General features: G+C 44.5%; 16 protein-coding genes and 1 pseudogene. 12 read left to right on the plus strand and 5 right to left on the minus strand.

The window, feature by feature from the left end:
• The first annotated feature begins 312 nt into the window (after positions 1–312).
• The 3 genes from topA (at position 313) to M5J74_RS33320 (ending at position 5,609) form a co-directional block, all read left to right on the plus strand.
• Positions 313–3,009, plus strand: coding sequence for a type I DNA topoisomerase (topA, locus tag M5J74_RS07135; RefSeq protein WP_015153445.1), 2,697 nt, complete (start codon positions 313–315; stop codon positions 3,007–3,009).
• Between the two features lie 120 nt (positions 3,010–3,129).
• The gene (locus tag M5J74_RS07140) at positions 3,130–5,148 is read left to right on the plus strand and encodes an ATP-binding protein (RefSeq protein ID WP_250016141.1); all 2,019 of its coding nucleotides are present in this window, start codon (positions 3,130–3,132) and stop codon (positions 5,146–5,148) included.
• A 263-nt stretch (positions 5,149–5,411) separates the two neighbouring features.
• Positions 5,412–5,609, plus strand: coding sequence for a hypothetical protein (locus M5J74_RS33320; RefSeq protein ID WP_015153447.1), 198 nt, complete (start codon positions 5,412–5,414; stop codon positions 5,607–5,609).
• Positions 5,610–5,799: 190 nt separating this feature from the next.
• Here the strand turns inward: M5J74_RS33320 and M5J74_RS07150 are convergent, their stop codons facing one another.
• Positions 5,800–6,333 carry a DoxX family protein gene (locus tag M5J74_RS07150; RefSeq protein ID WP_106217453.1) on the minus strand — a complete coding sequence of 178 codons (534 nt, stop codon included), beginning with the start codon at positions 6,331–6,333 and terminating at the stop codon, positions 5,800–5,802.
• 272 nt (positions 6,334–6,605) lie between these two features.
• Here M5J74_RS07150 and M5J74_RS07155 point away from each other — a divergent pair, with 272 nt between their 5' ends.
• The 5 genes from M5J74_RS07155 to M5J74_RS07175 all read left to right on the plus strand — a co-directional run bounded on the left by M5J74_RS07155 (position 6,606) and on the right by M5J74_RS07175 (position 11,437).
• On the plus strand, positions 6,606–7,592 hold the full coding sequence (locus M5J74_RS07155) for a glycosyltransferase (RefSeq protein ID WP_250016144.1): 987 nt from the start codon (positions 6,606–6,608) through the stop codon (positions 7,590–7,592).
• Positions 7,593–7,652: 60 nt separating this feature from the next.
• Entirely contained in the window at positions 7,653–9,182 is a 1,530-nt protein-coding gene (locus tag M5J74_RS07160) for a M48 family metallopeptidase (RefSeq protein WP_106166821.1), read from the plus strand.
• An 89-nt stretch (positions 9,183–9,271) separates the two neighbouring features.
• Entirely contained in the window at positions 9,272–10,093 is an 822-nt protein-coding gene (locus M5J74_RS07165) for a COP23 domain-containing protein (RefSeq protein ID WP_015153451.1), read from the plus strand.
• Positions 10,094–10,189: 96 nt separating this feature from the next.
• Positions 10,190–10,558, plus strand: coding sequence for a hypothetical protein (locus M5J74_RS07170; protein ID WP_106217456.1), 369 nt, complete (start codon positions 10,190–10,192; stop codon positions 10,556–10,558).
• Positions 10,559–10,633: 75 nt separating this feature from the next.
• Positions 10,634–11,437, plus strand: a complete 804-nt coding sequence (locus M5J74_RS07175; RefSeq protein WP_015153453.1) for a class I SAM-dependent methyltransferase — start codon at positions 10,634–10,636, stop codon at positions 11,435–11,437.
• Positions 11,438–11,513: 76 nt separating this feature from the next.
• Here the strand turns inward: M5J74_RS07175 and M5J74_RS07180 are convergent, their stop codons facing one another.
• Entirely contained in the window at positions 11,514–11,936 is a 423-nt protein-coding gene (locus tag M5J74_RS07180; protein ID WP_250016146.1) for a GNAT family N-acetyltransferase, read from the minus strand.
• A gap of 180 nt (positions 11,937–12,116) precedes the next feature.
• Between M5J74_RS07180 and M5J74_RS07185 the strand changes: the two genes are divergently transcribed.
• Positions 12,117–12,992, plus strand: coding sequence for a pentapeptide repeat-containing protein (locus M5J74_RS07185; protein ID WP_015153455.1), 876 nt, complete (start codon positions 12,117–12,119; stop codon positions 12,990–12,992).
• 65 nt (positions 12,993–13,057) lie between these two features.
• Here the strand turns inward: M5J74_RS07185 and M5J74_RS07190 are convergent, their stop codons facing one another.
• The gene (locus tag M5J74_RS07190) at positions 13,058–14,956 is read right to left on the minus strand and encodes an amylo-alpha-1,6-glucosidase (protein ID WP_250016147.1); all 1,899 of its coding nucleotides are present in this window, start codon (positions 14,954–14,956) and stop codon (positions 13,058–13,060) included.
• Between the two features lie 58 nt (positions 14,957–15,014).
• Positions 15,015–15,287 (minus strand): annotated as a pseudogene (locus M5J74_RS33325) (glycogen debranching enzyme N-terminal domain-containing protein); the annotation flags it as partial.
• A 157-nt stretch (positions 15,288–15,444) separates the two neighbouring features.
• Here M5J74_RS33325 and M5J74_RS07200 point away from each other — a divergent pair.
• Entirely contained in the window at positions 15,445–16,056 is a 612-nt protein-coding gene (locus M5J74_RS07200) for a peroxiredoxin (protein WP_015153457.1), read from the plus strand.
• A 43-nt stretch (positions 16,057–16,099) separates the two neighbouring features.
• Here the strand turns inward: M5J74_RS07200 and M5J74_RS07205 are convergent, their stop codons facing one another.
• Complete coding sequence (locus M5J74_RS07205; RefSeq protein WP_106167547.1) at positions 16,100–18,259, minus strand: caspase domain-containing protein; 2,160 nt, start codon at positions 18,257–18,259, stop codon at positions 16,100–16,102.
• 444 nt (positions 18,260–18,703) lie between these two features.
• Here M5J74_RS07205 and M5J74_RS07210 point away from each other — a divergent pair, with 444 nt between their 5' ends.
• Positions 18,704–19,459, plus strand: a complete 756-nt coding sequence (locus M5J74_RS07210; protein WP_106547842.1) for a pyridoxine 5'-phosphate synthase — start codon at positions 18,704–18,706, stop codon at positions 19,457–19,459.
• Between the two features lie 103 nt (positions 19,460–19,562).
• Positions 19,563–19,889, plus strand: a complete 327-nt coding sequence (locus M5J74_RS07215) for an MgPME-cyclase complex family protein (RefSeq protein WP_371934016.1) — start codon at positions 19,563–19,565, stop codon at positions 19,887–19,889.
• The last annotated feature ends 68 nt before the right edge of the window (positions 19,890–19,957 follow it).

The following is a 19,957-nucleotide window of genomic DNA, read 5'->3' on the forward strand; positions in this document are numbered from 1 at the left end:
GACTACCAAGAGCGAGCGGCGTGAATTATAAAATTTTTATGTGAATTTTGCCACTACCTGCCTGGACTTCCAGCTATTGTCTAGAACTATAACTTGCATTTAATGGTAGCCACTAATGCTAGATATAAGTTAAAGATGGAAATAGTTTGGTAGGAGAGGCTGGAGCTATGCCCACCGCAGCGATCGCTTTCTGCAATAGGCACTTGATGCTGACCCAATCCAATCGTACTAGGAGTGAACTATTGACATCCGACCGATAAATCCTTAATTCTGATTTTTCAGCCGCAGCCGCTATTTTTCCTTTAGGTTCTCATGTCAACTCTCGTTATCGTCGAATCCCCCACCAAAGCACGCACCATCCGTAACTACCTACCAAGGGACTTTCGGGTAGAAGCGTCTATGGGTCACGTACGCGACCTACCCCAATCAGCCACCGATATTCCCGCCAACGTTAAAGGGGAAAAATGGGCGCAGTTGGGCGTGAATGTGGAAAGTGACTTTGAACCGCTGTACGTGATTCCCAAGGATAAAAAGAAAATTGTCACGCAGCTCAAAGAAGCACTAAAATCTGCTGACGAACTCGTACTGGCGACAGACGAAGACCGAGAGGGCGAAAGCATTAGCTGGCACTTGTTGCAGCTACTCCAGCCAAAAGTTCCGGTCAAGCGGATGGTATTCCACGAAATTACCCAAGACGCAATCCGCAAAGCGCTGAAAAATTGCCGCACCGTTGACGAACAACTCGTCCGCGCCCAAGAAACGCGCCGAATACTCGATCGCCTGGTAGGATACACCCTATCCCCCCTACTGTGGAAAAAAATAGCCAAAGGGCTATCTGCCGGACGAGTCCAGTCAGTTGCAGTCAGACTTTTAGTTAACCGCGAACGGCAACGCCGCGCTTTCCGCCAAGGGAGTTACTGGGATCTCAAAGCCACCTTGGAGGCGAAAGGCAAAGAGGCGAAAGGTGAATTTGAAGCCAAACTCACCACCCTAGCTGGTACAAAAGTCGCCAATGGCAGCGATTTTGACCCAGATACAGGGCAGATCGTTGCCGGACGCAATGTTGTTTTATTGAATGAAACCCAAGCCAGGGAACTACTAGAGCGTTTAACGGGCAAACCTTGGACGGTGACGGATTTAGAAGAACGTCCTACGACGCGCAAACCCGCACCACCCTTTACCACCTCTACCCTGCAACAGGAATCTAACCGCAAACTGCGCTTGTCGGCGCGGGACACGATGCGGGTCGCCCAAAACCTCTACGAACAGGGATATATTACCTACATGCGTACCGACTCGGTGCATTTATCCGAGCAGGCGATCGCAGCTGCCCGTAGTTGCGTCGAGCAGATGTATGGCAAAAATTATCTCAGTCCCCAACCGCGCCAGTACTCCACCAAAAGTAAAGGCGCACAAGAAGCACACGAAGCCATTCGCCCGGCTGGGAGCAGCTTCCGCACGCCCAAGGAAACAGGTTTGAGCGGCAGAGAATTCGATCTCTACGATTTGATCTGGAAGCGCACTGTGGCGACCCAGATGGCAGACTCGCGCCAAACTCAAGTTATCGTGCAATTGCAGGTAGAAGACGCGGGATTTAGGTCTAGTGGGAAGCGAATTGATTTTCCTGGCTTCTTACGCGCTTACGTGGAAGGTTACGACGACCCAGAAGCAGCATTAGAAGATCGGGAAGTCATTCTACCACCGCTGAAAAAAGGCGATCGCCCCGACTGCAAAAACCTAGAGGCGATCGGACACGAAACCCAACCCCCTGCGAGATATACGGAAGCTTCTCTCGTTAAAACACTAGAAAGCGAGGGTATCGGTCGCCCCAGTACCTACGCCAGCATCATCGGTACGATTGTAGACCGAGGCTATGCCCAAATCGTCAGCAACGCCCTCGTTCCTACTTTCACCGCCTTTGCTGTCACTGCCTTGTTAGAACAGCATTTTCCTGACTTGGTAGACCCTAGCTTTACCTCCAAAATGGAGCAAACCTTGGATGATATTGCTACGGGTGAAGCAGCTTGGTTGCCATATCTCCGCAAGTTTTATTCAGGCGATGCGGGACTGGAAACTCTAGTTAAGGCACGGGAAAGTCAAATTGAAGCCAACGTTGCGAGAACAGTCGCTTTTGATGACTTAGAAGCAAAAGTCCGCATCGGTAGTTACGGTCCTTATATCGAAGCACAGAACGGTAGCGATACTGTGACTGCTTCCATTCCTAAAGACTGGACTCCGGCAGATTTAGATGCCGAATTAGTGGAAAAGTTGCTCAAACAGAAAACCGAAGGACCGGACAAGGTAGGGATTCACCCTGAAACTGGAGAGCCGATCTATGTCAAGATCGGTCCTCACGGTCCTTACGTGCAACTAGGGGAAAAAACTGAGGATAAGCCCAAACCCAAGCAAGCCTCGTTGCCTAAAGGTGTCACGCCCGATAACCTCACCCTAGAGACAGCTGTTGGTTTGCTATCTCTACCTCGGCTACTTGGTACTCACCCAGCAACGGGAGGCAAAATTCAAGCTAGTATTGGACCCTATGGACCCTATGTCGTCCACGACCAAGGTAAGGAAGGCAAAGACTATCGATCGCTTAAAGTCAGTGACAACGTATTGACAGTGACTCTAGAACGGGCGCTAGAGATTCTTGCCGAACCCAAGAAAGGACGACGTACCAGCAGCAAATCCAAATCAGCATTACGCGAGTTGGGCGCTCATCCGGGGGACGGAGAACCAGTCAACATCTTCGAGGGTCCCTACGGGCTTTACGTCAAGCACGGAAAGACCAATGCGGGATTACCAGAGGGGCAAAAAGTCGAAGATATGACTTTAGATAAGGCGTTAGAACTATTAGCCTCAAAGGAATCGAGCGCTAAAAAATCGACGAAGCGCAAATCTACTAAGGCAAGTGCTAACGGTAATGGGACTGCAACTACAGCCAAGAAAAAAACCGCTAGCAGCACTCGCAAGACAACGACTGCTTCTAAATCAAAAACTAAGACTTCATAGAGTCTTAACTGGCTATAAGTTCGATCGTAGAGACGCAAGCGCTTGCGTCTCTATATTTTTTGGAGATACGGAATACACCCGTATTTTTACGGTCGTCGATCGCAATTCCCGGAAGTTGAAATGAAAATGCATAGCTATAGCTATCAGCGCGATCGCGACTCCCATAAATTGGTTTCTAACATGAAGATTCGTCAAAAGTTAACTATAGGTTTTGTCGGGACTTCTTTATTAGTAGGCTCAATCGGTTGTCTATCATTGGTTGTCGATAAAAATACTCACGCTCATATAGAGCGAATCAACAAAAAATACATTTATGAATTCGAGTTCTCCGGTCGGGCGATCGCTGACATACAAGCAGTAAATGTAGCAACGCATAAACTTTCAATTGGAGAAATACATATATATAGTAGAGGAGAAATTATTGCACTAATCGAATCTAAATTAAATACAATAGAAAACAATATAAATGATAGAATTCAGAAAAACGATCCGGCATTAATAGTAAGTTTTGAAACTGAACTTACGCGAGAAGAAGCTGAGAAAAGTTATCAAAGCCTTAAGGCATTAAAAGCCAATTTTTTAAGATATAAAACTTTAGTCACGCAATATTTACAATTACTATCTACTAATGAGTGGGATGCCAAGCAGCTTTTAGCAGATAAATTAGAATGGTATGTAGAAAAAAGCATATTACCCGAGGTCGAGGAATACAAGCAGCGAGCCGAAAATAGTTTATCAACTGAAGTTAGAGAAACCGAAAAAATGTTTCTCATGGGAGAGCGCGCGATCGTCTCCTCAACTTTAGCTGCTGTCATAACTGCCATTATTCTAGGCTATTTCATTTCTCGTTCTATTCTCAAACCGATCGACAAGCTAAAAGGAGCAGCAATTCAGGTTGGAGAAGGTCATTTAGAAACTAGAGTTGCGATCGATTCTCACGATGAACTCGGAGTTTTAGCTGATGCTTTTAATCAAATGATATTAGGTTTATCGAGAACAACAGTATCTCAAATCTATTTAGATAAAATTCTCAGTTCGATGTCAGATTTACTAATTGTAACTAATCCAGAGCGAATTGTTACTAAGGTAAATCAAGCAACACTCGATTTACTTGGGTTTTCAGAAAGCAAATTACTTGGTAAGTCGATCGATATTTTTCTAAGCCAAAACACAAACTTGAGTGTTTATACGTTAGCCGATCGCGGGTTAAATCTCAATCTGGAAACAAATCTGTTAACAGCCGCAGGTAGAGCAATTCCTGTATCTTTTAGTTCTTCTGCTATTGTTGACGAACAGGGTAACAAGCAGGGTTTCGTTTGTGTAGCGCGAGATATAACTGAAAAGAAAAGAATAGAAGCGGCAATGTTACAGGTAAGAGTAGCTGAGGCTGCCAAAGCAGAAACCGATCGGGCTTTACAACAAGAAAAGCATTTGAACGAGATGAAAAGTAAATTTATCTCTATAGCTTCCCATGAATTTCGGACACCATTAACTACAATTTTATCTTCAACAGAGTTACTACGAGATTATGGTTACAAATGGACAGAAGATCGCAAAAATCAGCATTTTCAGCGAATTGCTAATTCTGTAAAACACATGACCGGACTTTTAAATGATGTACTTTTGATTGGTAAAGTAGAAGCTGGAAAAATTGAATTTAATCCCCACTCGATTGATGTCGTCAACTTTTGTCAAGAACTAATAGAAGAAATAGAAATAACTACCAAAAACCATAAAGTTTTATTTCATTGCAAGCGCCAGTATATTCATGCTTGTATGGATGAAAAGCTCCTACGACACATTTTTAGTAATTTACTCTCAAATGCAATTAAATATTCTCCTAAAGGTGGTGCTGTCAATTTTAAGTTAATTTTTCAATTAGAACATCTGATTTTCCAAGTTCAAGACCAAGGGATCGGTATTCCGCAAACAGAACTATCCCAATTATTTGAGACGTTTCATCGGGCTAGTAATGTCGGTACAATTCCAGGCACGGGATTAGGACTTGCCATTGTCAAAAAGTCTGTTGAAGCCCATCAGGGAACAATTACAGTAGAAAGTGAAATTGGCGTAGGTACGACATTTCAAGTTACCCTACCACTTTATGAGGTTTGCCCAACTAAGGACAGTTATCAGTGAAGAAAGGGAGCGCACGAGCAGGGAGTAGGGAGCAGGGAGGACAAGGGGGACAAGAAGGACAAGGGGGACAAGGGGGACAAGGGGGACAAGGGGGACAAGGGGGACAAGGAAGCAACTACCAACTACCCATTACCAATTACCAACTACCAACTGCCGATTACCACTATAAAGAATTGTGTTTATTAAAGACTGTGAACTCCGTAGCTTCCTATACTGAACTTAATTCCTACCTTTTGCATCTCGAACGAGGAGGTTCTCAAACGATGCACACTTATGAAGTATTGGTAGATATCAAAGAATGCTTAGAAATGACAAGTGCTAGTTGCAGAAGCGAAACAGCACGCTACGAAATCGATGCAGAGTCCAAAGATAAAGTCGATCGCCTTGCTAGAGCGCAGGCTAGAAGCGACCATCCACAAGGTATTGAATACGATATTAGGGTAACGAGACTATTGAGATAGAGCGCCCTCACATGTTGTCATTGGTCATTTGTCAATAACTAATGGTGACTGTAGTACAAGCTCTTCATAAACGATTGAGGGTTGCTGTAAAAATACAAAAACTAGGGAAAGAAGCGATCGCTTCCTTCCCTAAATCGTAGAGCGAATGGCGATCGCAAGTTGCCAATCTTCCATCACGATTCACAACTCATTACTTACTGACCATTTCCGCCACACTCTGAGCCTGATAAGCTTTTTCTAAGCGCATAATCCGCTTCGCTTGCATAGAGAAAGCACTAGCATCGAGCCAGTTAGCAATCAAAGCATCTGTAGAGAATAGTCCTCCACCATTGATGGTGAAGAAGAGAAAGCAAACTGCATAAACAGCAGAAAGTTCTAGATAAGAAAGATTTAAACCAGCAACCAAGATGTGATGGTACATCGCTACACACATGGTTCCGAACAAACCAAAAGCAGCTGGACGGGTCAAAAAGCCAATCGCTACCAGTGGCGCACCGATTGTTTCGGTTAATGCAGCTAAGTAGCTGAAAAAGATCGGGAAGGGTAAACCAATGTACTCAACGTAAGCTTGAGAAAAGCTTTCGATATTACCCAGTTTGTCTAAGCCATTATGAATCATAACAATCCCTACGACAGCACGCAGGACAGCCCAAGCAGTCTGCGACCAGAAGTTAGGGCTAGTGTTGGGTTTGAGTACGGTAGCTAAAAAGGTGGTTGTAGACATGGTGCAGATGTTGCGCTGAGTTTGTCAAAGATTTCAAAAAATTAACAGAAGTATTAATTAATGTAAATACTTATTTATTAATGTATCGCTTTTTTTCAAAATCGGGAACGCCATAGGTATGCAGAATCGGCATTTGCACTAAAGCAAAGTCGTTATGAGTTTAATAGGTTTTGTGTAATGTGCAAAACAGCCCGCGCGATCGCTAATGCGTATAATATCCGGCAATCGATATAAAGCTATACAACTAATTTTTAACCAAAATCAAAGTTGAGATGACACCAGAAACCAATCGAAGACCAATCTGGTCGATAATGATCCCAACTTATGAGCGATCGAGATATTTATCAGCAGCAATAGAGAGCGTATTAGCTCAAATATCAGAACGAGAATTCAATCGATTTCAAATAGAAGTAGTAGATAACTGTTCTACTAACAAAGCGATTGAGAGCATAGTTTCTCAATACAAAGGTAAAGTTAGTTTTTATTGTCAGCCAAAGACAGTAGATATTTATACAAATTGGAATACTTGCATAGAAAGAGCGCTAGGAATATACATACATATTTTGCATGATGACGATATTGTTGGAACTGAATTTTATCATCGGATGGAGATCGGTTTTAATACTAATTCTGCAATTGGAGCAGCTTGCTGTCGCCACCAACATATAGATGAGATAGGTCGTCGGCTAAAATATATTTCCCGCTTACATAGAAAAAAAGCAGGAATAATCCCCAACTTTATTGAAAAAATTGCTATTAGTTCTCTTTTCGATCCTCCTGCTGTTACTGTCAAAAAAGAGGTTTATGAAAAGCTAGGAAAATTTAATTCTCAAATGGAGAGTTCTGCGGATCATGAGATGTGGATTAGGATAGCAGTTAATTATAAAGTTTGGTTTGAGCCACAAGTGCTAGCTTTTTATAGAGTACATAATAATACCATTACATCTACTGTTCTATCCTCAGGATATAACTTAGTCTGTGCTAGACGTGTGATAAAAACATTTGATCGCTTGCTTCCCTCTCACCTCTGCTGGAAACTAACCAAACAAGCATTAGAAGAATGTGGCAAGTATGGAATTAAACTTGCGTTTCGAGCGCTGAGCAAAGGAGATTTGAAAACTACGTTCAATCAAATTAGAGAAGTCTTGAGGAGTACTCGTTCGCTCAAGATTCTGAGCGTCATAGTATTAGTACCGTGGTTAGCGATTCTCGCCTTTTTGTGGAGAGCGTTGAGAAAAATATTTGTCCCGATCGCCTAAAGTCTGACAACAACTATAGACTAAAAATTATCTACACTCCCACACTCGGACAAATACCCTATGAAACCCGCCTGGACTCGACTGGCGATCGCTTTAAATGCAGCTTTGCTTGTCTCTGGAACGCCAGTTATGGCGATACCCCCTGCGCCAACAGAAAATACCCCCACGCAACCACAACCAGGGGAACCACCCACATTTGAACTCGAAACCAGTGCCTCCCGCCTTGCCACAATTGTCGAGCAGAGAAAAAAACTAATTGAAGCGGATCGTTTGCATCAAGCCGGACAGCACGCAGAAGCAGAAAAACTCTATCGAGAAGTCAAAGAGCCTTTTACTACCCCTATAGAAGTTAAACAGCGTCCAGAACCGATTGTTGATGTGACTCAACTATCACCAGCAGGCAAGGTTTATTGGCGGGAAGCAGAAGCAGGTATCGCTCAAAATCTGCAAACGAGAACTTTGGTTCCCTTGCGATTGTTGGTAGAACAGTATCCCCAATTTATCCCCGGACATCTGCAACTGGCAGCAGTACTCAATAAACAAGGTCATCCTGAAGAAGCGATCGATGTTTTGGAACGAGCAACATCTCTTTATCCCGATCGACCGGAGTTAGTCAAAGCCAAAATAGAAGCCTTCGTTGCTGAAAAAAAATGGATGGAAGCCTCGATCGCCGCGCGAAGATTTGCAATTCTCAATCCCAACCAACCTAGCACCGCAGAATTTACTCAACTAGCCGATTTACATTTAGAGAATTATACGCGACATCTGCGCCGCAAGTTACGAGGAAATGCGATCGCCAATGTGATTACTGGGGTAGCAGGATATGCCCTTACAGGTAGTCTATTGGGTCCGCTGTCGGCTTTGCAAACAGGCTCGATGTTATTACGAGGGGAATCATCCATCGGTAAATCGATTGCCAAAGATGCGCGAGAACAATTGCCAATGGTAGAAGACAAAATAGTCATTGACTACGTGAATGAAATTGGACAAAAACTAGCTAAAGTCACAGGTCGCGACGATTTTCAATATGAGTTTTACGTTGTATTAGACGATAATTTAAATGCTTTTGCCTTACCAGGTGGAAAAGTATTTGTGAATGCAGGCGCGATCGCCAAAACTGAATCTGAAGCAGAGTTGGCTGGATTACTGGCACACGAATTATCTCACGCCGTCCTTTCTCATGGGTTTCAGTTGGCAGCTGAAGGTAATTTACTGGCGAATGTGACTCAATATATTCCCTATGGTGGGACTGTAACGAACATTTTTGCCATGAGATACAGTCGCGATATGGAACGCCAAGCAGATGCTTTAGGGACAAGACTAATTGCAGCTAGCGGCTATGCAGCTGATGGTTTACGCGATCTGTTAGTGACGCTGAAAGAACAAGACAAAAGGGGAGAACCGCCAGCGTGGTTATCTTCTCACCCCCCAACAGGCGATCGCATTCGCTATGTCGAAGAACTGATTCAACGTAATGGCTACAACCGTTATACCTACGAGGGAGTAGCGCGCCATGCCGAGATGAAAGCAAGAGTGGAAAAAATTTTGATTCAGAAGGAACTGATAACTAAGAAAAAGCATCATCGATAAATGTAAACAATCTTTCCTGCACTAGATACATCACTGGCTTGAGGTAGATAGCTTAGAGGCAGCAGGGTTAAGTTTGAGGATTATTTTTCATGTCTGCAAAAACTTTTAAGTTTCAATTGTTAAGAGGTTTGAGTTTATCAATGGGGTTAGCCTTGCTGTTAGCACATGAAACTGCAATGGCTTTTCCCCGCCAAGGAATGATAATTGCTCAAGAGAATTCTCGTTCTAGCGATCGCAATAGTCGCTCGACCAACCGCGATCGCGATGTTGTCGTAGATACAGAAGGCGATACTACACCTACTTCCCGCCGCAATCCTGGCAGTTCAGATCCCGTTACGAGAGCGACGCGGTTTAGCTGTCAGACTGTAAATGGCGAGTACACTGTAGTTTACCAGCCAGAAAGCCAGCCAGGAGAGTTCTTTGAGTGGGCAAAACCATCAAATATGGGTGGTGGTTGGAATTCTCAAAGACGTTGTAACGAAATTGCTCGTCGTTTAGAATCTTACCGTCCCGATGGTTTGTTAGAAATGACTACAGGGGTAGAAAATAGCTACAACACTGTTTGCGTCACGACAGAAAGAGACTCGTCCTGTCGGATTGTTTTTACCGTACCACCAGGACAAGACCCCATATCAACTCGCGATCGCGTCTTTGAAAACCTCACCGTAGCTGATAGCGGACAGCAAACTGATGCAGTCAGTACTTATCAGGGAAGACAGAGCGAAATTAGCGATCTCATCAACATGGGTCGTGAAGCTTTGGGTGGAAAAAAACGCACTAATACTAAGAATATTAACCTCAAACCCTTCTTAGATGCAAAGGATGGTGGCACTGGAGCAAAACTTGACGATGCCGTACAAGTCAAGCAAAATAGCTCTCATTCGCGGTTAAATCCTGGGAATTTTCGTTAGACTGTAATTAACAATTGGTAATTGGTAATTGGTCATCGGTCATCAGTCAATAGACAAATGACTGATGACACTTTTTTTGCTCGATTTATATAAACCATGCTGAACAATAATCGTATTTTTAGACAAATATTATTACCGCTCTTAGTTGGTTTGATTAGTATATTTTTGACGATTGGTTTTATCCCTAAAATTGCATTATCTCAACAATCAGATTCGCGCTTCAACTCATTAGAATTCGACCTTAGAACCTTAGAAGCAAGACTCGATCGCCTAGAAAGTCAAATAGATCGTACTTCTCGCCCCAATCTTCCCAGAACGCCTAATACAGATAATCGCAGACGCGATCGCAATAACCTAAGTCAGTTACAATCTTTTGATAACCTAGCAACATTAGCGGTCGAAACAAAACAGCAAGTCAATCAATTAGAGGCAAGAGTCAAAAAATTAGAAGCACGGAGACAGTGAACAGTTATCAGTTGTCAGTGACTAGTGGCTAGTGGCTAGTGGCTAGATAAAAATTTGGTAACTAGCTACGCACAAATGACAAATGACCAATTACAACTCATAAAAATGCACTTGAAAACACGTATTTCATCATTTTTACGCATCACTTGCGGATTGTGCTTAATTGTCTGTTGTCTAGGATTTAATATTAGTAGCGCTGCCGCAGATGTAGCAACACAATCTAATCCAATAAATACAAAAGTTTATGAATATCGTTCTCCGAGTGCGGATGGTATAGGTAAGTTTTACTTGGGTAGGGAAATTGCTAAAGTGATGGGACATACAGGAAGTTTATGGCTAGAACGTCCAAGTCGAGAACGGGAAGAACAACCAACAAAAGCGATTGCCGCTCTCGATTTAAAACCTACTGATGTAGTGGCAGATATTGGTGCTGGTACGGGCTATTTTAGCTTTCGGCTAGCGAAAGTAGTACCTCAAGGTAAAGTATTTGCTGTTGACGTTCAACCAGAAATGTTAGACATAATTGAGTTTCTCAAACAAGAAAATAAAATCGCAAATGTAGAACCTGTTTTAGGTGCGATCGCCAATCCTAACTTACCTACAAATAGTATCGATCTAGCTTTGATGGTAGATGCCTATCATGAATTTTCTCATCCCAACGAAATGATGAAAAAATTAGTAAAAGCTCTCAAGCCAGCCGGAAGAGTGGTACTAGTTGAATATCGCAGAGAAAATCCATTTATTCCGATCAAAACTTTACATAAAATGACCCAAAAACAAGCCCGCAAAGAGATGCAAGCGATCGGTTTGCAATGGCAGACAACAAAAGATGTTTTACCATCACAACATATTATGATATTTACAAAAGGTAATGGGTAATGGGTAATTGGTAATCGCTCCCGATCGCTCCCTCCGCTCTCTTCTTCCCTACTCCCTGCTCGTGCGCTCCCTTTCTTCACTGTAAACTTCTCTTAAAACGAAAAGAACTAATTGTCAGCCCTTTTCTAAAGTAAAATCTGTGGGCAGCAGCACGTTGTACGCCGCTATCGAGTTGCAGCGAACCGCACCCTTGCGATTTAGCATACTCTATCAACCAATCAATTAAGGCACTACCATAACCCTGAGAACGCTCGGATGTATCAGTGATGAGATCGTCAATATAAAGTAGCTGCCCATCAATTAATGTTTCCATCAATCTACACCCAGCTACGGCTTTAATTGAATTGTTTTTCTCGACGTAGACTAGAAAGTAACCAGCTTGCTGTTGGCGTTGCACGCGGTTAACAAACTCTGCTTCTGTCAAATGCGATCGCAACTGCACCATCACCGGAAAGCATCGTGATATATCGAGATTTGAGGTAGCAAACTTAATCTGCATCAATATTCTTTTAACTTCTAACTTGTGTAGGTATGGGTTTAATCGCAGAATTTTTTGTTTTGCTGTAAGTCACGTCAAAAAAACTGCCCCTCAAACTTTTGTCTTCTTGACTGACTCTGCTACAGATGGTGAGAAATTTGGGAAAGATAAGTGAGAAGCAATTCCTATGTAAACAATAGTATGACTGAAAAGCAGCCTAGTTCCGTACAGCCCTCTGCTGTAACGCTGCAATCCATTGCCCAAGATATCTTAACTTTATTAGATCGTAAAGCACTACTGGAGCTACGGGCAAAGATTGACAGTTTATTGGGGCTGTCAGTTGAACTATCCACGAGCGAGCCAACGCTGCACCCCTCAGAAGGTGCGATCGCAGAGTCTTCACCAGAGCATTTAGCATGGCTGCAAAAAGGAGTTGTAACCTGGAACGATTGGCGCGAACAAAATCGAGAACTCGTTCCAGATTTACAAGGCGCAAATTTAAGTGGATTCAATCTCGCTTTTGTCAACTTTGCTGGCGTAAACTTGGAATATGCCAACCTTAGTGGCGCTGATATGAGAGGAGCATTTCTTAAAGAAGCAAACATGAAGGGGGCTAATCTCTACATGGCAGACCTCATAGGGGTAAACTGTCAGCAAGCCTGTTTAGAAGCAGCTAACCTCCAGGGAGCCGACATTTACAAAGCTAATTTTAGTCATGCAAACCTACAAGAGGCAAACTTGATTCAAGCTAGCATTCGACGCGCTACATTAGTTGGGGCAAACTTGCATCGAGCCAAACTCAAACAGGCAGACTTATTGCAAGCAAACTTAGTTCAAACGAACTTGAGTCAAGCTGACTTGCAAAAGGCAAACATGGAAGGGACAAATCTAATTGAAGCCAATCTTGAAGAAGCGAATTTGCTAGGTGCTAACCTCAACCGTGCCAATCTCTGTCGAGCGAGGCTATACAAAGCAAACATACTTCACGCCAAAATCAATGGTGTCACCCTCAAAGGTGCAGTAATGCCAGATGGTACAGTTCATGGTGGCGGGACAGCAGCGATCGGTGACCAGTGACCAGTGACCAGCGATCGCCGATCGGCGATCGATCAACTACCAACTACCAACTACCAACTACCATCTCATAACAGTCTAATCAGTTCGGCAACAGCGCCAGCTTTGGCGATCGCCCCTCGGGGAGTGTGTGGTAGATCGCCGTCGAAAAGTTCGGAAATAGAGCCGAGGCAAGCTTGGTGTTGTAAGTGAACTAGCATTGGTTGCCAGTCAATCGGTAGCGGTTGCGTGGGATAAAAACGCTGCCAAGCACGCACGTAAGCACCAATTAACCAGCTCCAAACTGTGCCTTGATGAGCCGCGCGATCGCGTTGATGCGGCGCTCCGGCATAGCTGCCAATGTATTCAGGATCGCTCGGAGCAAGACTACGCAAGCCATAGGGAGTTAGTAGGCTGCGGGTTGCTAGTTGCAGTATTCTCTGTCCTTGAGTTTCGCTAAAAGCACAGTGGCGTAAAGATAGAGCTAAAACGGCATTAGGACGGATTTGATTGTTGAGGCGATCGTCGAGCGCGATCGCATCGTACAAATAACCAAGGGTAGGATTCCAAAACTTTTGTAGCGAGGTTTTGACCTTGTGTGCTTGCTGAGTATATCGTCGTGCCTGGTTGCTCAAACGCTCCACATTCTCCCCAGGAGTAAGACTGAGCCGTTCTGCCCAAAGACTTGCCCAACATAAAGCAGAGTACCACAGGGCATTGACTTCTATCGGCTTACCCTGACGTGGCGTGACAGGTTGACCGTCAATTTTTACATCCATCCAAGTCAGCGCCGCATCAGCCGCATCCCAAATGACTAACTCGTCAGCCACATCAACTTGAATGTTGTATTTCGTTCCAGTTGTAAACGCTTTATAGATTTGCTGCACGATCGGATATTGAGTCGCTAAAAAATCCCAGTCCTGGCTAGCCTCTAGATAAAGACCCAAAGTTTCAATCCACCACAGCGAAACATCAACATTGTGATATGTAGGTTCGCGATCGCCATCTGACAAACAATCTGGCATTAAACCGCAACAGCAATATTTACCAAACGTTCCCAACAACTCTTTTGCTAAGTCATACCGTCCCGTCGAGAGTGTTAATCCTGGCAAAGCAATTAATGCATCTCTACTAAAGTCCTCCAGCCAAGGATAACCAGCAATTATCGTTGCTCCGGCTACTGACTGACGATAGACAATAAATTGTTCTCCGGCTTTGAGGAGTAATTGCGAGAGTCGGGAGTCGCTGAAGTGAGCTGGGGGAACTGGGGGAGAAAAATTACTTCTTGCTCCTGACTCCTGACTCCTGACTCCTGTTTTTTGACTTTTGAATTTTGAATTTTGACTTTCTATCGCTTTTTCAAAATCATCATCGGTTAAAGGAGATTCTGGCAGTCCTACTTTTGCTTCTAGGGTGACGGTTGTGCCTGGTTTGAGATTAATTGTGAAATAGCCAGGACTGTACAGATCTTCGCGATCGCTCAGTCCTCGTTTTGTCTCTTCTGGTAGTAAATAATTCCAGTACCATACGCCATTTGGTTGATACTCCCCCTGCGTCCAGTGTAAATGCCATAACGTGCCTACACGTCCCGATTTTACGGCTTGTAGGCAAACAGAACTCTCGGCAACTAATTGAGAAAATTGTAGATCTTCATCCTCCCGTTGTGAGTCGTGAAACTTGCGATCGGCAATTACCGGACGCAATCGCAAAATAGCTGTCTCTTGTCCCTGATATTGGTACTGAATTAAGATTCGGTGGTTAAACGATTGGTAGTTGGTAATTGGTAATTGGTAGTTGGTGTTTCCTCCCTTGTCTCCCTTGTCTCCCTTGTCTCCCTTGTCTCCCTTGTCTCCCTTGTCTCCCCCCTCTCCCTTGTCTCCCCCTCTCCCTTGTCTCCCCCTCTCCCTTGTCTCCCTTGTCTCCCTTGTCTCCCTTGTCTCCCTTGTCTCCCTTGTCTCCCTGCTCCCAACTCGTCCCTGCTCCCTCACCTGGCATTACCAATTGTCTTGACAGTTGCCAATTATCCGCACCCCATACCCAGGTTGGTACTGGTTCGATCTCAAAACTTTGTAGTAGCTCGTAGCCAGTTGGTTCGACTGTGCCACCACCCCAAAAATTTGTCGATAGAGCAAAGACTTGAGCAGAAACTTCTAAACTGGCATCTAGATGGGACAGTAAAAGGGTACGCTGACTAGGAGGAGTGAGGGCAGCAATCAACCAGCCGTGATAAATTCGAGTCCGAGCATCCGCTACCGTACCGCAGGCAAAACTACCCAACCCATTCGTCAGCAGCCATTCTCTTGTATCTAGATTGCCCATTGCTACTCAAAATCGTTATGACTATGATATATTTGTTACGTAACGTAAAAATCAACTGTACGGGAAGCCGAGAACTTGCCTATAAGCGTAAGGGTGAATCTCAACTAGCTTTCCCTAAATTTGCCAAATAGTAGACACATCAAAGGAGAATTGGTTAATGCCACTAAGTTACGCAAGTGAAGGATGCCTCCGTGTTGGACAACCTGCTCCAGACTTCACTGCCACAGCAGTAGTAGATCAGGAATTTAAGACTATCAAACTATCTGACTATCGTGGCAAGTATGTCGTACTATTTTTCTACCCTCTAGACTTTACATTCGTTTGTCCCACTGAGATTACTGCCTTCAGCGATCGCTTTGAGGAATTCAAGGCAGTTAATACCGAAGTCCTCGGCGTTTCTGTAGATAGCGAATTCTCCCACCTAGCGTGGATTCAAACAGATCGCAAGTCAGGTGGCGTTGGCGACCTCAACTATCCTCTTGTTTCTGACATCAAGAAAGAGATTAGTGCTGCTTACAATGTCTTAGATCCAGAAGCAGGTGTTGCTCTTCGCGGTCTATTTCTAATTGACAAAGAGGGAGTTATCCAACACGCCACGATTAACAACCTTTCCTTCGGTCGTAGTGTTGAAGAAACTCTACGGACGTTGAAAGCAATTCAGTACGTTCAAAGCCATCCAGATGAAGTTTGTCCTGCTGGTTGGCAGCCTGGGGATAAAACCATGACTCCTGACCCCACAAAATCCAAAGTTTACTTCGCTTCCGTGTAGTCATGACGATGTAGAGACGTTCCGTGGAACGTCTCTATAGAAGCTACAATAATCGACGGCGGAAGGCTGCTGCTTGCAGAGGATCGTGAATCGCGGTAGCTAATATTTCGATTAATTCCGATCGCGAAATTTGTGGTTGCGATTTAATTGTATTTTGGATTAAGAAAGTCGCAATGGGACCGATCGCGGCAGATAAAGCTTGCTCGCATTGATGAATAAAATTTTCTGACAAAGTTTCGTGTTGCCAACTTGTAGCACAAGATGACGATCGCGTTTGCGGTTGCGATCCTGGGATTTGTTGTAATAAGGAGATCGATTGTTGACGCAATTGATTTTGTTGCTGCGGTGATAATATTGGCAGCAAATTTTCTACCCAGTGATGCGGTTGAGAATTTGGAGTTGCCACCTGAGAGAGTAAGGTAGGAGCAATTGGTCCTACCAGTTCCCGCAAAATTTTTTCTAACTGAGCGTATTGCTGTGAAAAATATTCTTTCGCCGGTAATGGTATTGCTGGTGCGGGTGCTGGAGGAGGACTGGCGGCGGCTGCTGGTGGCTGCACTTTGGGCGTAGAGTGGCTGACAGCAGGTTTTTCGATCCGTGGTGGTTTTGGTGGCGATGGAACGAATTTTGTGGCTGTCAACGTCGTTGGAGGGAAAATTTCTATGTCGCCGGCGGTTTCTGACAGCCACAGGTGCAATGGCATTCCCATCCGTTCTAACTTTTGCTGTAATTCATCCATCCATGCTGTTACTGACAAAGGTGAGGATGGTTCCTTTGCTGCCAATGTTTCTAGCAAAGCATGAGTAAATTGCTCTGGTGCGCGATCGGAGGGTGCAGCAGCGATAATACACTGTTTTCCACCACTGAGCTGTAATTCTTCGATCCACTCTTGCAGTGTTGCTGACGATCGCTCTGTACCCAGAAAATCGAGAAGAATAATTTGTCGTGCTGTCGCACTACGGCGTAACTCTTGCTGCAACCAAGAACGACTTAGCCGCAGACTGTCGCCCATAACAAGCCAAGCTTCCCCATCTGCGATCGCCTCCATTCTACCGCGCAAGTATAACAAAACTGTTTCTGGTTCTTGGGAGGAAACGGGCGATCGCAAACAGCTTTGAATGGCATATCTGGCATCCGTCCATGCTTTACCGGACTGGGGAAAATATTCTAGGGCAAAATTTCCAGCTGTTTGTAAAGCTCGACTGAAAGCATAAACGGCATTACTATCGGCAAAACCATCGCATACTAAGGCGCGGCGGCTGTGTTTGACTGGTTGTGGGATGCGTTCGTCTACCTTTAACCCTAAAACGAGTTCTCCTACCCCTTCTACAATTCGCTTCGGAGTTTGTAAAGGGTATTCTGGGTGTAAATCTAGTTCTCCTCGGCTGCGCTTTTGCTGATTCATCAGCCGCAGTTGGTGATTTAACCGATCTATATATTGGATAGTTTGGTGATAAACGTATTTATACAGCCCATCCGCATCAATCACACCTTGAGTGTCGGCGGCTTCCCCCCTTAATCCTTGCATCAGGTAGTAAGTAAATAACCCATGCTTCAGTTCGGGAAATTCCCAAGACCTTTGCTTGCGATCGCAGGACAATAAGGCATAAAAGCCCCGACTTTGAGTTGCTCGTTGCCTCAATACCTCCATCAATTGCTGTGCTGGGTTCAGTTCTGGTTGTTCTATCGTCACTTCACCTTTAGCTCCCCGCAAAGTGAGATCCCCACTATGACAAGCATCGAGCCATAGCATTTGGCGATGAACTTGACTCTTTTGCAATAGCTCTAATACATCTGGCAACTTCAAACCTGTTTGCAGTAGGTTATCTTTCGATGTATCTGCCAAACATAAAACGACTTGCCCCGTCTCCCGATCTAAAACTCCATGACCGGAAAAGTAAAGCAAAATTGTATCTTGAGGTTGAGCCGCTGCGACAATTTGTTCTAAACTCTGCCGCACTGCCTCTAGTGTGGGTGGATGAGTCGCGAAATCGTGATGCGCGATCGGTTCCTTGCGTGGAAATCCTTGAGTTGCTTCTGCCAGCGCTTCTGTCAATCCTTGGCAATCAGAGGCAGAATAACTCAGCGAAGGTAGCCGAGCGTCTTGATATTGATTCACTCCCACCAGCAAACTCCATAGCTTGGCTTCCCCTGTTTCCAAGGCATGAGTAGAGCGGCTAGTACTGACACTTAATGGACACATCTTTGGAGCTAAGCTAAGGGGTAGGGACTGGAAACTGAGGGAAGAAGTTTTCACAAGTCTTCCCACTGACCAAATAATTGATAACTTAATATTGGTATAGCTACATCTAAAATGATTCCTTTCTCGGAAATTATTAAGTTGTATTAAGGAATCGAAAATATATCAAATCAGGTTAAGTTAACGCGATCGCGCATAGCTTGCCTCCTATTTTATTTATCAGCTCTAATGCAAATCTTTATGCTGATGCTCAATGCCCCGATCGCTAATTTTTCTGTAGATGCCATGTCGTAGGAAGCGAGCTAGATTCGGAGCCATCTAACTTCTATAATAGGGCGATCGCGCTTTTTTTGCAGTCCTCCACTGACGACTTACGGCTTACAACTTACGACTTAGTTTGACTCTTGGTAAAATTAAGTGCGGAGACGGCAAGTAAAGGGAGCGTGGATGCCTACACTGGGAGTAAATATCGATCATATTGCGACGATTCGACAAGCTCGACGCACGGTAGAGCCAGATCCCGTGGCAGCAGCGGTGCTAGCAGAATTAGCGGGAGCTGACGGGATTACAGTTCACCTGCGCGAAGATCGGCGACACATTCAAGAAAGAGATGTGAGAATATTGCGGCAGACAGTTCGCACGCACCTGAACTTGGAAATGGCAGCGACAGCAGAAATGGTAGCGATCGCTCTAGATGTAAAGCCAGATTACGTTACCCTAGTCCCCGAACGACGAGAAGAGGTGACAACAGAAGGGGGATTAGATATAGCAGGACAACTGAATCGCATGAGCGAGGTAGTAGACAAGCTCCAAACGGCAAATATTCCCGTAAGTTTGTTTATCGATGCCGAAGATGCACAAATCCAAGCTTCTGTCAAGACTAAAGCCAAATTTATCGAACTGCATACGGGACGCTATGCTGAAGCACAATCGGAAGCCAGCCGCCAAGCAGAATTGACAGTGTTAGCCAAAGGCTGCGAACAAGCGATCGCCTCTGGATTGCGAGTTAACGCCGGACACGGTTTAACCTATTGGAATGTTTACCCAATTGCCTGCATTCCTGGGATGGAAGAACTCAACATCGGTCATACAATTATTAGTCGAGCGGCTTTAGTTGGTATGGAACGAGCCGTGCGCGAGATGAAACAGGCTATTAGGGGAGCAGGGAGCAGGGACGAGCTGGGAGCAGGGGAAGAAAGGTAAGGGAGCGAGCGGGAGCTGAGGTAGCAAAACCTCTTACCGCTTGCCTCTCACCTCTCGCCAACTACCAACTACCAATTACCAATTACCAATTACCATCAAAACAATGAAAACCTACCACTACGTTTTAGCCAGTCAACGCTTTTTAACTGAAGAAGAACCTTTAGAAGAAGTATTGAAAGAACGGACGCGCGACTACTTAGAAAAGCAAAAAGAAATTGATTTTTGGTTAGTCAAACAACCTGCCTTTCTAGAAGCCCCAGAAATGCAGGAAATTAAAAGCAAATGCCCGCAGCCAGCAGCAGCAATTATTTCTACTAATTCTCAGTTTATTACTTGGCTGAAACTGCGATTAGAGTTTGTCATTACCGGGCAATTTCAAGCTCCCTCCGATACTATCCCCGATCCTTTAGCTTCGTTAACAACAGTGTAATCAATTATCAGTTATCAGGAAAGAGTGGTGCGTGGTCATTGGTCACTGGTCACTGGTCACTGATAACT

It is taken from the genome of Chroococcidiopsis sp. CCNUC1, assembly GCF_023546805.1.
GTDB classification, from domain to species: domain Bacteria; phylum Cyanobacteriota; class Cyanobacteriia; order Cyanobacteriales; family Chroococcidiopsidaceae; genus Chroococcidiopsis; species Chroococcidiopsis thermalis.

What these genes read in the sequence shown, in the direction of transcription:
- topA (WP_015153445.1), top strand. Translation starts at nt 313, where the DNA reads ATGTCAACTCTCGTTATCGTCGAATCCCCCACCAAAGCACGCACCATC.
- M5J74_RS07215 (WP_371934016.1), top strand. Translation starts at nt 19,563, where the DNA reads ATGAAAACCTACCACTACGTTTTAGCCAGTCAACGCTTTTTAACTGAA.
- M5J74_RS07200 (WP_015153457.1), top strand. Translation starts at nt 15,445, where the DNA reads ATGCCACTAAGTTACGCAAGTGAAGGATGCCTCCGTGTTGGACAACCT.
- M5J74_RS07155 (WP_250016144.1), top strand. Translation starts at nt 6,606, where the DNA reads ATGACACCAGAAACCAATCGAAGACCAATCTGGTCGATAATGATCCCA.
- M5J74_RS07185 (WP_015153455.1), top strand. Translation starts at nt 12,117, where the DNA reads ATGACTGAAAAGCAGCCTAGTTCCGTACAGCCCTCTGCTGTAACGCTG.
- M5J74_RS07180 (WP_250016146.1), bottom strand. Translation starts at nt 11,936, where the DNA reads ATGCAGATTAAGTTTGCTACCTCAAATCTCGATATATCACGATGCTTT.
- M5J74_RS07175 (WP_015153453.1), top strand. Translation starts at nt 10,634, where the DNA reads ATGACAAATGACCAATTACAACTCATAAAAATGCACTTGAAAACACGT.
- M5J74_RS07160 (WP_106166821.1), top strand. Translation starts at nt 7,653, where the DNA reads ATGAAACCCGCCTGGACTCGACTGGCGATCGCTTTAAATGCAGCTTTG.
- M5J74_RS33320 (WP_015153447.1), top strand. Translation starts at nt 5,412, where the DNA reads ATGCACACTTATGAAGTATTGGTAGATATCAAAGAATGCTTAGAAATG.
- M5J74_RS07165 (WP_015153451.1), top strand. Translation starts at nt 9,272, where the DNA reads ATGTCTGCAAAAACTTTTAAGTTTCAATTGTTAAGAGGTTTGAGTTTA.
- M5J74_RS07210 (WP_106547842.1), top strand. Translation starts at nt 18,704, where the DNA reads ATGCCTACACTGGGAGTAAATATCGATCATATTGCGACGATTCGACAA.
- M5J74_RS07150 (WP_106217453.1), bottom strand. Translation starts at nt 6,333, where the DNA reads ATGTCTACAACCACCTTTTTAGCTACCGTACTCAAACCCAACACTAGC.
- M5J74_RS07170 (WP_106217456.1), top strand. Translation starts at nt 10,190, where the DNA reads ATGCTGAACAATAATCGTATTTTTAGACAAATATTATTACCGCTCTTA.
- M5J74_RS07205 (WP_106167547.1), bottom strand. Translation starts at nt 18,259, where the DNA reads ATGTGTCCATTAAGTGTCAGTACTAGCCGCTCTACTCATGCCTTGGAA.
- M5J74_RS07140 (WP_250016141.1), top strand. Translation starts at nt 3,130, where the DNA reads ATGAAAATGCATAGCTATAGCTATCAGCGCGATCGCGACTCCCATAAA.